The sequence below is a fragment of the Stenotrophomonas sp. YJH_SMC_65 genome, from assembly GCF_059369475.1.
In genome coordinates, this window is the sequence record NZ_JCAFSR010000003.1 from 210032 (window position 1) to 224753 (window position 14722).

The 14722-nt window shown below is 66.1% G+C and carries 14 protein-coding genes; 8 read left to right on the plus strand and 6 right to left on the minus strand.

The annotated features are described in order from the left end of the window. The first annotated feature begins 46 nt into the window (after positions 1–46). From AC5P7A_RS06965 to rfbD, 5 genes are all read left to right on the plus strand, one after another. Positions 47–1264, plus strand: coding sequence for an ArnT family glycosyltransferase (locus AC5P7A_RS06965; protein WP_111205544.1), 1218 nt, complete (start codon positions 47–49; stop codon positions 1262–1264). Positions 1265–1332: 68 nt separating this feature from the next. Then, on the plus strand, positions 1333–2388 hold the full coding sequence (rfbB, locus tag AC5P7A_RS06970) for a dTDP-glucose 4,6-dehydratase (RefSeq protein ID WP_111205543.1): 1056 nt from the start codon (positions 1333–1335) through the stop codon (positions 2386–2388). A 14-nt stretch (positions 2389–2402) separates the two neighbouring features. Further along, positions 2403–3290 carry a glucose-1-phosphate thymidylyltransferase RfbA gene (gene rfbA, locus AC5P7A_RS06975; RefSeq protein ID WP_053494803.1) on the plus strand — a complete coding sequence of 296 codons (888 nt, stop codon included), beginning with the start codon at positions 2403–2405 and terminating at the stop codon, positions 3288–3290. After that, complete coding sequence (gene rfbC / locus AC5P7A_RS06980) at positions 3287–3844, plus strand: dTDP-4-dehydrorhamnose 3,5-epimerase (RefSeq protein ID WP_227864101.1); 558 nt, start codon at positions 3287–3289, stop codon at positions 3842–3844. The genes rfbA and rfbC overlap by 4 nt, the downstream gene beginning before the upstream one ends. Beyond that, complete coding sequence (rfbD, locus tag AC5P7A_RS06985; RefSeq protein WP_053494805.1) at positions 3841–4734, plus strand: dTDP-4-dehydrorhamnose reductase; 894 nt, start codon at positions 3841–3843, stop codon at positions 4732–4734. Before rfbC ends, rfbD begins: the two co-directional genes overlap by 4 nt. Before the next feature lie 103 nt (positions 4735–4837). Here the strand turns inward: rfbD and AC5P7A_RS06990 are convergent, their stop codons facing one another. Together AC5P7A_RS06990 and AC5P7A_RS06995 are read right to left on the minus strand one after the other, a co-directional pair. Continuing rightward, positions 4838–6241 carry a mannose-1-phosphate guanylyltransferase/mannose-6-phosphate isomerase gene (locus AC5P7A_RS06990; protein ID WP_053494806.1) on the minus strand — a complete coding sequence of 468 codons (1404 nt, stop codon included), beginning with the start codon at positions 6239–6241 and terminating at the stop codon, positions 4838–4840. Positions 6242–6254: 13 nt separating this feature from the next. Further along, positions 6255–7601 (minus strand): phosphohexomutase domain-containing protein, encoded by a 1347-nt coding sequence (locus AC5P7A_RS06995; RefSeq protein ID WP_053494807.1) that lies wholly within the window; start codon positions 7599–7601, stop codon positions 6255–6257. 657 nt (positions 7602–8258) lie between these two features. On the opposite strand from AC5P7A_RS06995, the gene AC5P7A_RS07000 reads away from it, so the two are divergent. Next, positions 8259–8990 (plus strand): CoA transferase subunit A, encoded by a 732-nt coding sequence (locus AC5P7A_RS07000; protein WP_053494809.1) that lies wholly within the window; start codon positions 8259–8261, stop codon positions 8988–8990. A gap of 1 nt (position 8991) precedes the next feature. Beyond that, complete coding sequence (locus tag AC5P7A_RS07005) at positions 8992–9621, plus strand: CoA transferase subunit B (protein ID WP_053494810.1); 630 nt, start codon at positions 8992–8994, stop codon at positions 9619–9621. Between the two features lie 30 nt (positions 9622–9651). Here the strand turns inward: AC5P7A_RS07005 and AC5P7A_RS07010 are convergent, their stop codons facing one another. Beyond that, positions 9652–11544, minus strand: a complete 1893-nt coding sequence (locus tag AC5P7A_RS07010) for a glycoside hydrolase family 99-like domain-containing protein (protein WP_495219985.1) — start codon at positions 11542–11544, stop codon at positions 9652–9654. A 118-nt stretch (positions 11545–11662) separates the two neighbouring features. Between AC5P7A_RS07010 and AC5P7A_RS07015 the strand changes: the two genes are divergently transcribed. Next, positions 11663–12250, plus strand: a complete 588-nt coding sequence (locus AC5P7A_RS07015) for an alpha-ketoglutarate-dependent dioxygenase AlkB family protein (protein ID WP_014645863.1) — start codon at positions 11663–11665, stop codon at positions 12248–12250. Between the two features lie 75 nt (positions 12251–12325). On the opposite strand, the gene AC5P7A_RS07020 is transcribed toward AC5P7A_RS07015, so the two are convergent. The 3 genes from AC5P7A_RS07020 to AC5P7A_RS07030 are packed head-to-tail and all read right to left on the minus strand — an operon-like array spanning position 12326 to position 14721. Continuing rightward, on the minus strand, positions 12326–12967 hold the full coding sequence (locus AC5P7A_RS07020; RefSeq protein WP_014645864.1) for an ABC-type transport auxiliary lipoprotein family protein: 642 nt from the start codon (positions 12965–12967) through the stop codon (positions 12326–12328). Then, positions 12964–13890: an MlaD family protein gene (locus tag AC5P7A_RS07025; RefSeq protein ID WP_014645865.1), complete on the minus strand. Its 927-nt coding sequence runs from the start codon at positions 13888–13890 to the stop codon at positions 12964–12966. The genes AC5P7A_RS07020 and AC5P7A_RS07025 overlap by 4 nt, the downstream gene beginning before the upstream one ends. 3 nt (positions 13891–13893) lie before the next feature. Next, the gene (locus AC5P7A_RS07030) at positions 13894–14721 is read right to left on the minus strand and encodes an ABC transporter ATP-binding protein (protein WP_046428302.1); all 828 of its coding nucleotides are present in this window, start codon (positions 14719–14721) and stop codon (positions 13894–13896) included. Position 14722: the final 1 nt, after the last annotated feature.

The following is a 14722-nucleotide window of genomic DNA, read 5'->3' on the forward strand; positions in this document are numbered from 1 at the left end:
CCCTCCATACCGCCTGCTGCTGGCGATTGCCGTTGCTGGTGTGGCCATGCGCCTGCTGTTCGTGCAATGGATCCCCTTGCAGCCCGTTGCCGATTTCGGCCGCTATCTGGAGGTTGCCAGCAGCGTTGCCAGCGGTGGCGGCTTCCGGATTTCAGGCATTCCCTATGTGTCCCAGCCTCCGTTGTACCCCGGAGTGCTCGGCGCCTGGTTCATGCTCACCGGCGTGAACGTGGGCGCGGGCAAGATTCTCAATGTCCTGCTCTGGGCCGGCACGCTGGTTTCGTGGGTCGGTCTGGGGGTGCGCCTCCAGCTGCGCCCGGCTTGGCAGGTTGCCTCTCTGGCAGTGCTGGCATTCCATCCGGCGCTGGTCGCCTACAGCAATGTACTGGGTACCGAATCGCTGTCACTGTTCCTTGCCGTGTTCGGCATGCTTGTGGCGGTCGTGCGTTTTCCGGGCCGATGGCTGCTGCTGGGAGCCGTGCTGGCACTTACCGCGTTGAACCGGCCACAGATGCTGCCGTTGCCGGGAGCCGTGGCACTGGCGTTGCTCCTGCGTGATGGGATGCGCATCGCCACCTGGCGGCGGATCAGCATGGTGGTGCTGGGTTTTCTGCTGGTACTGGGGCCGTGGACCCTGCGCAACGCAGTTCTTTTCGGCCAGTTTGTGCCCGTCAGTGCAAACAGCGGGTATGTGCTGATGGTCAACAACAACGATGCCAATGCGCATGGCGGGTGGATGCCCTTGAAGGATGTCCCCCTCCAGGCTGACGACAAGGCCCGGTTCGCCGATGCTGGATTTCCCCAAGGGTTCTTCAGCGGAGAAAGCGAGGACTGGAAGCTCCGCCACTGGACGCCTGCGGCCGACGTGATTGGCTCAGCAATTGGCCGCCGTTGGATTTCCGAACACCCCGGCCGCTTCCTGGAGTTGGCGCTGCTGCGCGTGCGCGGATCGTTCGATGTCGGCAGCCTCCTGCATTGGCCGTTCCTGGAGAGAGGCGGTGCTCCGGTGTGGCTGGGTAGGTTGACGCTGGCACTCAACATTGCGTTGACGGCCTGGACGATGGTTGCGCTGCTGCGCATCTGCCTCCACCTGCGCCGCTGGCAGCCCGTTCATTGGCTTGCCGTGGCCACACTTGGCCTGGGAATGGTGTCGATCCTGCTGTTCGAGGGGCAGGGACGCTACCTCCTGCCACTGGTCCCAGGGGCGCTGTTCATCATTGCCGCCGCGGGCAGGCTACGCTTGCCCAGCCGGATCAACGCTTGATATCCCGTGGTCCTCCGAACCCTTCGCTGCAGACACGTCCCAACCCGTACCAATCAGGAGAACAGGTAGTGCCCACATGGCTCGTCACCGGCGGTGCCGGATTCATTGGCGGTAACTTCGTTCTCGAGGCCGTCGCACGCGGCGTCAAGGTCATCAACCTCGATGCACTGACTTACGCCGGCAACCTGAAGACCCTGGCCAGCCTGGACGGCAACCCGCAGCATGTGTTCGTGCAGGGCGATATCGGCGACAGCGCGCTGGTCGCCCGCCTGCTGACCGAGCACCAGCCCGATGCAGTGCTGAACTTCGCCGCCGAAAGCCACGTGGACCGTTCCATCGACGGCCCAGGCGCCTTCATCCAGACCAATGTGGTGGGCACCCTGGGTTTGCTTGAAGCGGTACGCGACTACTGGAAGGCGCTGCCGGCCGAACAAGGGGCGGCCTTCCGCTTCCTGCATGTGTCCACCGATGAGGTGTATGGCACCCTGGGCGAGACCGGCAGGTTCAGCGAAACCACCCCGTACGCCCCGAATTCGCCGTACTCGGCGTCGAAGGCCGCTTCGGACCACCTGGTGCGTGCGTTCCACCACACCTACGGGCTGCCGGTGCTGACCACCAACTGCTCCAACAACTACGGCCCGTATCACTTCCCCGAGAAGCTGATCCCGCTGGTGATCGCCAAGGCGCTGGCTGGCGAACCGCTGCCGGTGTACGGCGATGGCAAGCAGGTGCGCGACTGGCTGTTCGTGTCCGACCACTGCGAAGCGATCCGCACCGTGCTGGCCAAGGGCCAGGTCGGCGAGACCTACAACGTCGGCGGCAACTCGGAAAGGCAGAACATCGAAGTGGTGCAGGCGATCTGCGCACTGCTGGACCAGCGCCGTCCGCGCGAGGACGGCAAGCCGCGCAGCAGCCAGATCACCTATGTCACCGACCGTCCTGGCCATGACCGCCGCTATGCGATCGATGCTTCCAAGCTGAAGAACGAGCTGGGCTGGGAACCGGCCTACACCTTCGAGCAGGGCATCACCTTCACCGTCGACTGGTACCTGGACAACCAGGACTGGGTCAACGGCGTGCTCGACGGCAGCTACCGCCTGCAGCGCATCGGCACCACGGACTGAACCCAGGAGACACCATGACCCAGCGCAAGGGCATCATCCTCGCCGGTGGCTCCGGCACCCGCCTATATCCAATCACCAAGGGTGTCAGCAAGCAGCTGCTGCCGGTGTACGACAAGCCGATGATCTACTACCCGCTCAGCGTACTGATGCTGGCGGGCATCCGCGAAGTGCTGATCATCAACACCCCGCACGAGCAGGCGCTGTTCCAGCAGTTGCTGGGCGACGGTTCGCAGTGGGGAATGGACATCCAGTACGCGGTGCAGCCGAGTCCGGATGGCCTGGCCCAGGCCTACCTGATCGGCCGCGACTTCGTCGCCGGCAAGCCGAGCTGCCTGGTGCTGGGCGACAACATCTTCCACGGCCACGGCCTGCGCGAGGTGCTCAAGCGTGCTGACGAGCGCGTGCACGGCTCGACCGTGTTCGGGTATTGGGTCAATGACCCGGAACGGTATGGCGTGGCCGAGTTCGACCAGGGCGGCAAGGTGATCGATCTGGTGGAGAAGCCGGAAAAGCCGCGCTCCAACTATGCGGTGACCGGCCTGTACTTCTATGACGGCAAGGCCTGCGATTACGCGGCCGAATTGAAGCCGTCACCGCGTGGCGAACTGGAGATCACCGATCTCAACAAGCGTTACCTGGCCGAAGGCGACCTGCACCTGGAGGCGCTCGGCCGTGGCTATGCGTGGCTGGATACCGGTACCCACCAGTCGCTGCTGGAAGCATCCAACTTCATCGAGACGATCCAGACCCGTCAGGGCCTGCAGGTCTGCTGTCCCGAGGAAATCGCGTTCGGCAAGGGCTGGATCAACGCTGGACAATTGGAAGCGCTGGCCGCGCCGTTGATCAAGAACAGCTACGGTGAATACCTGCATAAGCTCGCCGTGCGTGGAGTCGTTCCATGAAAGTGATTGAAACCCGGTTGCCCGGCTGCGCGGTGATCGAGCCGGCGGTGTTCGGCGATGCCCGTGGTTATTTCTTCGAAACCTGGAATGCCGAGCGCTTCGCCGCGCTGGGCCTGCCGGACCGTTTCGTGCAGAGCAACGTGTCGACGTCCGCACAGGGCGTGCTGCGCGGCCTGCATTACCAGTGGCCGCGGCCGCAGGGCAAGCTGGTCAGCGTGCTGGAAGGCGAGGTCTACGACGTGGCCGTGGATATCCGCCGCGGTTCGCCGACCTTCGGCCAGTGGGAAGCGGTGGTGCTGAGCGCGGAGAACAAGAAGCAGTTCTGGATTCCGGAGGGCTTTGCCCATGGCTTTGCCGTGTTGTCCGAGCGTGCGGTGTTCAGCTACCTGTGCACCGAGGTTTATCTGAAGGACTTCGATGCAGGTGTCCGCTGGAACGACGCCGACATCGCGGTGGACTGGCCGGTGAGCACACCAACGCTGTCGGCCAAGGACGAGAACGCGCCGTTCCTCAAGGACATTGCTGAAGATCGCCTGCCGGTCTACGTGCCATGACCGTGCTGGTGTTCGGTGGCAACGGGCAGGTGGGCCAGGAGTTGCTGCGCGCGCTGGCGCCGCTGGGGAAGGTGATTGCAACCACGCGCAGCGGCCAACTGCCCGACGGAAGTACCTGTGAAACGGCCGATTTCGGCCAGCCCGACAGCCTGCCGGCATTGCTGGACCGCGTGCAGCCATTGGTAGTGGTCAATGCGGCGGCTTACACCGCTGTTGATCACGCCGAACAGGACGTCGATGCGGCCTTCGCCGCCAACGCGCAGGCACCGGGCGTGATCGCGCGCTGGTGTGCGGCGCATGGCGTGCCGTTCGTGCATTACTCCACCGACTACGTGTTCGATGGACAGGGCAGCGCGCCCTACCGCGAGGACCAGCCGACCGCACCGCTCGGCGTGTATGGCACCAGCAAGCGCGATGGCGAGGACGCGGTGCGTGCGGCCGGTGGCCGCCATCTGATCTTTCGCACGGCGTGGGTGTATGCCTCGCACGGCGCGAATTTCCTGCGCACCATGCTGCGCGTGGGCGCCGAGCGCGATGCGTTGCGGGTGGTGGCCGACCAGATCGGTACACCGACGCCGGCCGCGTTGATCGCCGATGTCACCGCGCAGGCACTGCAGCATCCTGGGCAGTTGTCGGGTACCTGGCACCTGACCGCCAGCGGCCAGACCAGCTGGCATGGCTTTGCCGAGGCCATATTTGCCGAGGCGTTGGCCAGCGGCGTGTTGGCCAAGGTGCCGACGGTCGAGGCGATTCCCAGTTCCGAGTATCCGACCCCGGCCAGGCGCCCGGCCTGGTCGGTGCTGGACAACCGCAAGCTGCAGCAGGATTTCGGCGTCGTGCTGCCGAGCTGGCAGGATGGCCTGAAGCGGGTGATGGCGGAGCTGGCCTGACGGCCGTAGCGCCGGGCCAAGCCCGGCGACGCAGCGCTGCCGGGCCGATCAGGAACGGGTCAGAGCCCGTTGCGCAGCAACGGGATCCGACCCCGGGCAAACCTCAGCTGCGCCCGTAGGTATCCTCGAACCGCACGATGTCATCCTCGCCCAGGTAGCTGCCGGACTGCACTTCGATCAGTTCCAGCGGCAGCTTGCCCGGGTTGCGCAGGCGGTGGGTCACGCCCAGCGGAATATAGGTGCTCTGGTTCTCGCTGAGCAGGATCACCTCGTCACCACGGGTCACTTCAGCGGTGCCGCTGACCACGATCCAGTGTTCGGCGCGATGGTGATGCATCTGCAGGCTCAGCGTGCCGCCGGGCTTGACCGTGATCCGCTTGACCTGGAAGCGCTCGCCGTTGTCGATCGAATCGTAGGCACCCCACGGGCGATAGACCTTGCGGTGCCAGGTGGCCTCGCTGCGGCCTTCGGCCTTCAGCTGCGCCACTACGGTCTTGACCTCCTGCATGCGGTCCGCCTTGCCGACCAGCACCGCGTCGTCGGTTTCCACCACCACCACGTCATCCAGCCCCACCAGCGCCACCAGGCGCTGTGCGTAGGCATAGGTGTTGCGGCAGTCGATGGCGATCACGTCGCCCTGGTGGGCGTTGCCATCGCCGTCCTGCTGCGAGACATCGCGCAGCGCGGTCCACGAGCCGACATCGTTCCAGCCGGCATCCAGTGGAATCACCACGGCATCGGCGGTCTTCTCCATCACCGCATAGTCGATCGAATCGGACGGAACGGCAGTGAAGGCCTCCTTGTCCAGGCGGGTGAAATCGGCATCGCGACGCGCCTGCTGCCAGGCCTGGCGGCTGCCGGCGAGCATGGCGGGCTGGAAGCGTTCCAGCTCCTGCAGGTAGCGCGAGGCCTTGAACAGGAACATGCCGCTGTTCCAGTAGTACTGGCCGCTGCTGACGTAGCGGGTGGCGGTGCCCAGGTCGGGCTTCTCGACGAAGCGCTCGACCGCGCGCAGGCCCTGGCCATCGGCGGCCTTGATATAGCCGTAGCCGGTTTCCGGGCCGGTCGGCACGATGCCGAAGGTCACCAGCTTTCCGGCTTCGGCAGCAGCGGCGGCGGCCTGGACGGCGCTGCGGAATGCAGTCTCGTTGTTGATCACATGATCGGAGGGCAGCACCAGCAGCAGCGCGTCGCCGCCGTCGCGGGTGGCTTCCAGCGCGGCCACCGCGATCGCCGGTGCCGTGTTGCGGCCGACCGGCTCAAGGATGATCGCGGCTGGCTCGGCGCCAACCTGCTGCAGCTGCTCGGCGGCAACAAAGCGGTGTTCCTCGTTGGCAATCACCAACGGGCCGCGTGCGGCAATCGGCGCCACCCGCTGCCAGGTGGCCTGCAGCATCGTCTGTTCGCTGGCCAGCGGAAGGAACTGCTTGGGATAGGCTTCGCGCGAAAGCGGCCACAGACGGGTACCGGAGCCACCGGACAGGATGACAGGCTGGATAGTGCTCATGGCCTTCCTTTGATTATTTCTGCAGCAGGGAGGAAATCTCGTCGGTACGCGCCTGCATCAATGCAGCGTCTCCCCGCGATTCCACATTCAGGCGCAGCAGCGGTTCAGTGTTGGAGCTGCGCAGGTTGAAGCGCCAGTCGCCGAAATCGGCGCTGACGCCATCGGTGTAGTCCAGCGCGGGCGACTGCGCGGCGAAGTGTTCCATCACGCGTGTGACCGCAGCCTTGGCATCGGCAACCTTGAAGTTGATCTCACCGCTGCAAGGGTAGGCGGCCATGCGGTCTTCAACCCAGTCGGCCAGCGAGCGGCCGCTTTCGGAGACCAGCTGGGCGATCAGCAGCCACGGAATCATGCCCGAGTCGGCATACGCGAACTCGCGGAAGTAGTGGTGGGCGCTCATCTCGCCGCCGTACACGGCATCCTCCGCGCGCATCTTTTCCTTGATGAAGGCGTGGCCACTCTTGCACAGCACTGGCACGCCACCGGCCTGTTCGACCATCTCCACGGTGTTCCAGACCAGGCGGGGGTCATGCACGACCTTGCCACCCGGATGGTGGGCGAGGATTGCCTTGGCCAGCAGGCCGACCAGGTAGTAGCCCTCGATGAAGCGGCCGTTGTGGTCGAAGAAGAAACAGCGGTCGAAATCGCCATCCCACGCAATGCCGAAGTCCGCGCCATGTTCGCGCACGGCGTCGGCGGTGGCGGCGCGGTTTTCCGGCAACAGTGGATTGGGAATGCCGTTGGGGAAGCTGCCGTCCGGTTCGTGGCAGATGCGGATGAACTCGAACGGCAGGTGCGGTGCCAGCAGGTCGACGATGGCACCGGCGCCGCCGTTGCCGGCGTTGACAACGATCTGCAGTGGCTTGAGCTTGCTGGTGTCAACGTAGCTCAGCAGGTGCTGGATGTAGGCGCTCTTGTCATGCTGGGCGATCTGGCCGGCGCAAGGCGGCTGTGCCGCGGATGAATCGGCGGCGACCGCATCGGAGATCGCGAACAGGCCGGTATCGGAGCTGATCGGCCGGGCGTTCTCCTTGACCAGCTTCATGCCGTTGTAATCCATTGGATTGTGGCTGGCAGTGACCATCACCCCGCCGGCAGCCCCCAGGTGATCGGTCTGGAAATAGACCTCCTCGGTGCCACACAGGCCGATGTCGATGACTTCGCGGCCGGCACCGCGCAGGCCGGCCGCCAGCGCGTCCTGCAGCGCGGGGCTGGTCAGGCGGACGTCGTGGCCCAGCACCACCGGGCCCGGAGCGAGCTGTGCATTCAGGGCCGTGCCGATCCGGCGTGCCAGGTCTTCGTTCAGTTCTTCCGGCACGCGGCCGCGGATGTCATAGGCCTTGAAGGCGGGCAGGGGCATCGGTCAGATCCAATGTGAGCTTAGCCACTGATTGTAGCCTTTGTCCTGTATGGGAATCGTTTCCATTCCGCAACTCCCGGTGATTGGCTGGGGGTATCGGGTACGCGGGGGCGCCCGTACCGCTTGGCAAGCGGGTAAACGGCCGCTGGCTGGGCGATCACGGCCAGGCCAGCCTGCGTCAAGTGGCCGGGAGCCAGCAGCAGCCCCAGGAGTTCCTGCCACTGGCAGCCAAACGCGATCACGCCGTTGCTGGCGTACTTGACGTGGCGGAGCAGGACCGGCGGGCGATGGCCGGACGCGGACAGCTGCAGGGATGACGCAGGCTTGTGGCGCGGTTGCTTCCCCCCGCCAGGAACTTCTGGCCGAGCATTTCACCCTGGCGACGCGCCTGTCGCCGCATGGCTGCGTGCCGCGACATCTGACAGGCAGCGTTCACCCTTTTCCAGCGGCCACGCGTCCGTCCCGCGAAGCAGGCCCTCTTCGTTGCAGGTCCGGGCCATCAGTGCGGGCGAGCCGGGCGCCGCGCCCACCACCGGCAGGAGAAACCCCCATGCAACGCAGCCCTTGGCGATGCCTCGGCAATGCTGCGGCGCATCCAGCTCTTTCGTTGCCTCCGGCTAGAATGCGGTCATCCTCAACGTGCAGGGCAGTAGAGCAATGCAGCAATCGACTTCCGGCGGAAAGCGCGGCAAGCGCTTCGCCAGTGCGACGGAGGCCCTGCAGGGGGTGGTCGCCGATGGACAGACCCTGGCCGTGGGCGGCTTTGGCCTGTGTGGCATTCCCGAGGCGCTGATCGCTGCGCTGCGCGACAGTGGCGTCAAGGGCCTGACCGTGATCTCCAACAATGCCGGTGTCGATGGCTTCGGACTGGGCCAGCTGCTGGAAACCCGGCAGATCAAGAAAATGATTTCGTCCTACGTGGGCGAGAACAAGGAATTCGAACGGCAGTTTCTGGCTGGTGAGCTGGAGCTGGAGTTCAACCCGCAGGGCACACTGGCCGAGCGCCTGCGTGCCGGTGGTGCGGGTATTCCGGCATTCTTCACTGCCACCGGCTATGGCACGGTGGTTGCCGAGGGCAAGGAAACCCGCGAGTTCGACGGCAAGCACTACGTGATGGAGACGGCGCTGCGCGCCGATGTGGCACTGGTCAAGGCCTGGAAGGCCGACGAGGCCGGCAACCTGGTGTTCCGCAAGACCGCACGCAACTTCAACCCGGCCTGTGCGATGGCCGGCAAGGTCTGCATCGTGGAAGTGGAGGAGGTGGTGCCGGTCGGTGCCATCGACCCGGACCAGGTGCACCTGCCAGGCATCTATGTGCACCGCATCGTGCACAACGCGCATCCTGAGAAGCGAATCGAACAGCGCACCATCCGCGCGGAGGGCAACTGACATGGCGTGGACCCGTGACGAGATGGCGGCACGCGCCGCCCAGGAGCTGATCGATGGCGCCTACGTGAACCTGGGCATCGGCCTGCCGACGCTGGTTGCCAATCACATTCCCGAAGGCGTGGATGTGTGGCTGCAGTCGGAGAACGGCCTGCTCGGCATCGGCCCGTTCCCGACCGACGCTGAAGTCGACGCGGACCTGATCAATGCCGGCAAGCAGACGGTTACGGCGCGTGCCGGCGCCAGCTACTTCGGCAGCCACGACAGCTTCGCGATGATTCGCGGTGGCCATGTGAACCTGGCCATCCTTGGCGCCATGCAGGTCACCGACAAGGGTGACCTGGCCAACTGGATGGTGCCCGGCAAGATGGTCAAGGGCATGGGCGGGGCAATGGACCTGGTCGCCGGCGTGCAGCGCGTTGTGGTGCTGATGGAGCACACTGCCAAGAACGGCGAGCACAAGATCCTGGCCGAATGCACGCTGCCGTTGACCGGCGTGGGCGTGGTCGACCGCATCATCACCGATCTGGCGGTGTTCGACGTGACTGAAAAGGGCCTGTTGCTGGTGGAGGCCGCGCCGGGTGTCAGCGATGAAGAGCTGAAGGAAAAGACCGGCGTCGCGTTCCGGCGTTGAGGACAATGATGTTGCCGCGCAGCGCCAGCCTCAGGGTTGGCGTTGTGCGCCTCCGACGACGTAGCCGGCGTTGGCAACAAGGTCCGGCAGCAACTGCATGACCGGATCAAGTGCATTGTCGTTGTCCAGCTCACTGGGATAGCAGTGCGCATCCAGCAGTGACCGCAACGCCGACGCCCGCAGCCACATCGTGCCTGCTGTCTGCGGCGTAGGGGCGTCGGCCATCCCCAGCCGCGCCGCCCAGCGGAGATGACGGCGTGAAACGGCGATGGCCTCCGGAGTGGATGCCGCGAACATGCCCAGCGCAGGTTGCTCATCGAACTGTTGAAGCACAGCGTCGAGATCGGCCGTTCCTGGTAGCTGAGGTCTTGTCTCGCTGCTTCCGCGGAGGTCCAGCCAGCAGGCCAGCAACGATGGATCCGGACCAAAAGCCTCCAGGACCTGCACGATGCTGGACAGGGCATTGCCCGCATGGCCGATGATATCGACCGCAGCGTCATGAGGGCGCTGCGCCATTGGAATGAAAACACGGTAGCTCACGCCCAGGCCGCTGGCGGCCTCGCAAGCTGTAGCGATCAGCCCGGGATCATCAATGAGAATCAGCAGGCAGGCCCGCAGGGGGCCGGCGGGCGAAGCCGGGGACAGCGCTTGGCGCGTCGCGTCAAGCCAGGCATGCCCAAGCCGGGCATCCGGTTCCAGCACCGCGCCTTCGGCCCATTCGTTCCAGGCATTGATGAAGACCATGCGTTGGCGCGCAGGCGCCAGGGCCAGGCGTTCATGGATCGTGGTGCGCAACCAGTCGCGGTAGCCACGGGGTGAGGCGTGCAGGTACACGCGGCCGCGGCCGGAACGACGCGCCTCGTTGTCCCAGCCCGGGTTCACGCCGGGATAGAGCGGATAATCCGGAAGCGGCCGCGCTGCGATTTCTGCAGCCAGTTCGCGCCAGTCGCGTACATCGCCATTGAAGGCAGGATTGAGCAGCCACTGCTGTGCCGACAACGAGCGCGGGTTACTCATGTTCGGCGGGAATTCGACGGCGGCATCAAAGCCGATATCGCGCGGATCCGGTCGCTCGAAGCCTTGGACGTAGGCCAGGTGGATCTCGCCCACGCCGTTGTCGCGGCACCAGCGGCGCCAGCGCTCGGCAGTCGCCCGGGCGTCGGGCAGCAGGTTCGGGCGATAGACCAGCAGCATCGGCCGACCCTCGACCTTCAATGCACGGCGGTCGCGCAGGTAGGGCGCGACATGTGCGATGAAGGCCAGATCGTCCTCTCCGCTGTGCTGCTGGCCGATCAGGATGTCGTCGTCGCGGCCGTCCCAGCGTCGTGCCCAGTTCTCGTTGGCCCAGCACAGGCAGAACGGCAGGTCGATGCTGTCATCGGCCAGCCATTGACGCAGCGGGTCCTCCATCAGGGTGCGGCCGCTGAACCAATAGTAGTAGAAGCAGAATGCGCCGATGCCGTACTCCGCAGCCAAGCGTGCCTGGTCACGCATCACCTGCGGGTTGCGCAGGTCATAAAAGCCGAGGTCGGCCGGCAGGCGGGGTTGGATGTGACCTTCGAACTGCGGCAGGGCGCGGGTGACGTTGCGCCACTCGGTAAAGCCCTTGCCCCACCAGGCGTCGTTCTCCGGGAAGGTATGGAACTGCGGCAGGTAGAAAGCGACCAGCGTCGCCGGCATGGGTGACGGCAATGCTCCCTCACGCCATGGCACGTGGCCGATCGCCGGTTCATCGGCACGCCAGCGCAGCTGGGCATTGGCGCGCGCGCCCCCCTCATCCTGCTGCCCCTTGGGGGGCGGCGGCACCCAGTCGCCATGCCGTGCCAACAGCCGGGTGCGCAACCGGTCGCGCTGCGCCTGCGGCAACGGCAAGGCCCGGAACACGGCGCGCAGCAACGGGAACAGCGACTGGCGCAGGCTCATCGGGCGAGGCCTCGCGACAGCGGGCGGTAGGACGGAATCAGCATCTGGGCAACGGTCATGGCGCCATTTTCGGTGCTGGCGGCCATGACGGCAAACGGCGGCGTGCTAGCGTGTGACCATGCTGTTCCCCCACGACCTGCCCGATGCCGATGTCCTGCACCTGCCGGGATGGCTGGCTGCGGCCGAGGCCGACCAGCTCCTGTATTCGCTGCAGGCCGAAGTGCCCTGGGAAACCCATCGCATCCGCATGTTCGGCAACTGGGTGGACTCGCCGCGGCTGAGCTGCTGGATCGGCGACCCGCAGGCCCGCTATCGCTATTCCGGTGCCGAGTTCGTGCCGCGCCCCTGGCCGCCGGTGTTGCAGGCCATGCGCGGGCGCCTGGAAGCCGAAGGCCACGGCCGCTTCAACAGCGTGCTGCTGAACCGCTACCGCGGTGGCGGTGACTACATGGGCTGGCACAGCGATGACGAGCCGGAGCTGGGTCCGGCCCCGGTGATCGCGTCGCTGAGCCTGGGCGCGGCGCGCCGATTCCTGCTGCGACGCCGCGACGACCCGGCACGCAAGGCTGAATTCGTGCTGGGCCACGGCGACCTGCTGCTGATGGCCGGACAGACCCAGCGCTTCTACCAGCACGCGCTGCCGAAGATGGCGCGGGTGCACGGCGAGCGGATCAACCTGACCTTCCGTTGGATTTCGCCGCGTTGACGAAGAAGGGGTCAGGTCCCTTTCCAGCCCGAAAGGGACCTGACCCCGTAACCACATGCCCGGCGAATGCTGCGATCAGCGCGCAACGGTCGGCTGGTCGGCCTGCCCGCTCTGCAGCGTCCAGCCCACCACGTCCTGCGCCAGCTGCTGCAGGCCACGCTCGAACGCGGCGGTCACCGCCGGTACGTCGGTGCTGCCGACCGGCTGCGCCTGGCGGAAGGTGCGGTCAGCGACCACACGCTGGTCGGCGACATGGATCAGCTTGGCGTTGACCTCGATCACCACGGTGGGCGTGGCCTGGCCCTGGTAATCCGATTCGAAGCGGCGCACATCGGTGGACAGCTTGTAGTCGGCGCGGATGCCGGCGGTGCTGCGGGCCACGCCGCGGATGCGGCCGGAATCCTCGAAGCCACGCAGCAGGGTGTCTTCGATCATGTCGGTGGCCGGTTGCGCCCAGCTGGCACCCTTGTAGATCTCAAGCTGCGACGGTGTCGGCCGCACATTGATGCGCGGGCTGTCGACCATGCGCGCGGCGCTGGGCTTGGCCAGTACCAGCTGCCAGCTGGCCTGCGGCCACGCCGGGTCCGCCTTGACCTGCACGGACGGCGAGTACAGCGTCACCGCGGTTTTCTCGCTGCTGCCGAGGATGGAGCAGCCCCCCAGCAGGGTGACCATCGAAGCGGCCAGCAGCAGGCGCGGAAGGGTGGTCGGGCTCATTTGGGTTCGAACTCCTTCGGTGCGTCGCGGCCCAGCAGGTAGCGCGCGGGGTTGTTCTCGAGGCGGTCGCTGACCCGGCGCAGGTCGCGGATCAGGCCGCGCAGTTCGGTCAGCGTCGGGCCCAGCTGGCCGAGGCCATCGTTGGCGAAGCTGTTGATCGCGGCGCGGTTCTCGCCAAGGATCGAATCGGCGTTGCCGGCGGCCGAGTCGAGCTTGGCCAGGGTCGCGTCGAGCTTGTCGATGATGCCAGGCAGCTGCTGCACCAGGTTCCTGTCCAGGCGCTCGATGGTGCCGTTGGTGGTCTTCAGCGTGGTGTCCAGGCTGCGGGCGGCATCGCGCGCGCTGAGCAGCAGCGCCTGCGTGCCCTGGTCACGGTCGGCCAGGCCGCCGCTGATCGTCTCCAGGTTGGCCAGCGTCGCGTTGATCGAGGCCACGTTGCGGTCGCTGAGGATCTGGTCCATGCGCTCGACGATGCGGTTGGCGACGTCGGTGATGTTCTGCAGCGCAGAGGGCGTGGTCGGGATGATCGGTGCCGGGTCCTTGTTGACCGTGGTCAGCGCCGGCGACTGCGGCGTGCCGCCGCTGAGCTGGATGATCGACGGGCCGGTCAGGCTGGTGATCGCCAGCTTGGCGCGGGTATCGGTCTTGACCGGCGTGTTGGAGTTCAGGCGGATGCGCGCGACTACCTGGCGCGGGTCGTCCGGCACCAGGTTCAGTTCGGTGATCGAGCCCACCGCGATGCCGTTGTACTGCACCGGGCTGCCCACCGACAGGCCGGTCACCGCTTCGCGGAACACCACGCGGTACTCCTGCCAGGTACGGTCGGAGGAGTATTTGGCGGCCCACAGGCCAAAGGCCAGCAGGGCCAGGCCGGTGATCAGGGTGAACGCGCCGATCAGCACGTAGTTGGCTTTGGTTTCCATGGCTCAGGCACTCTCGATCTGTTCGCCACGCGCGGCGCGCGCGCGGGGTCCGTGGAAGTATTCCTGGATCCACGGATGATCCAGTTTCTCGATGTCAGGCAAGGGTGCGTTGGCCACCACCCTGCGGTCGGCGATCACCGCGACCCGGTCGCAGATCGCGTACAGCGTGTCCAGGTCGTGGGTGATCAGGAACACGGTCAGCCCCAGCGCTTCCTGCAGGGTCTTGATCAGGCGGTCGAACGCGGCCGCGCCGATCGGGTCGAGGCCGGCGGTGGGTTCGTCCAGGAACAGCAATGGCGGATCCAGCGCCAGTGCCCGGGCCAGGCCGGCGCGCTTGCGCATGCCGCCGGACAGCTGTGAGGGCAGCTTGTTGATCGCATCGGCGGGCAGGCCGGCCAGCTTCACTTTCAGCAGCGCCAGTTCGTAGTGCCAGCGCTCGGGCAGCTCGCGGTGGTGTTCCTTCAGCGGCACCTGCACGTTCTCGCCCACGGTCAGCGAGGAGAACAGGGCGCCGTCCTGGAACAACACGCCGGTGTTGCGCTCGATGTGCAGCCGGCTCTCGGCGTCGTCGGCACGCGCGTCGCGGCCGAGTACTTCGATCTGCCCGGCATCGGGCACGCGCAGGCCCAGGATCGAGCGCATCAGCACCGATTTGCCGGTACCGGAGCCGCCGACCACGCCCAGGATTTCGCCGCGGCGCACATCCAGGTCCAGGTCTTCGTGCACGGTCTGGCTGCCGAAGCGGTTGACCAGGCCACGCACGCGGATGGCCAGTTCGTGGCCCTGGTCGTCGCGCATGTCGATGGAGTCGGGGAGGGCGGATGTGCTCATG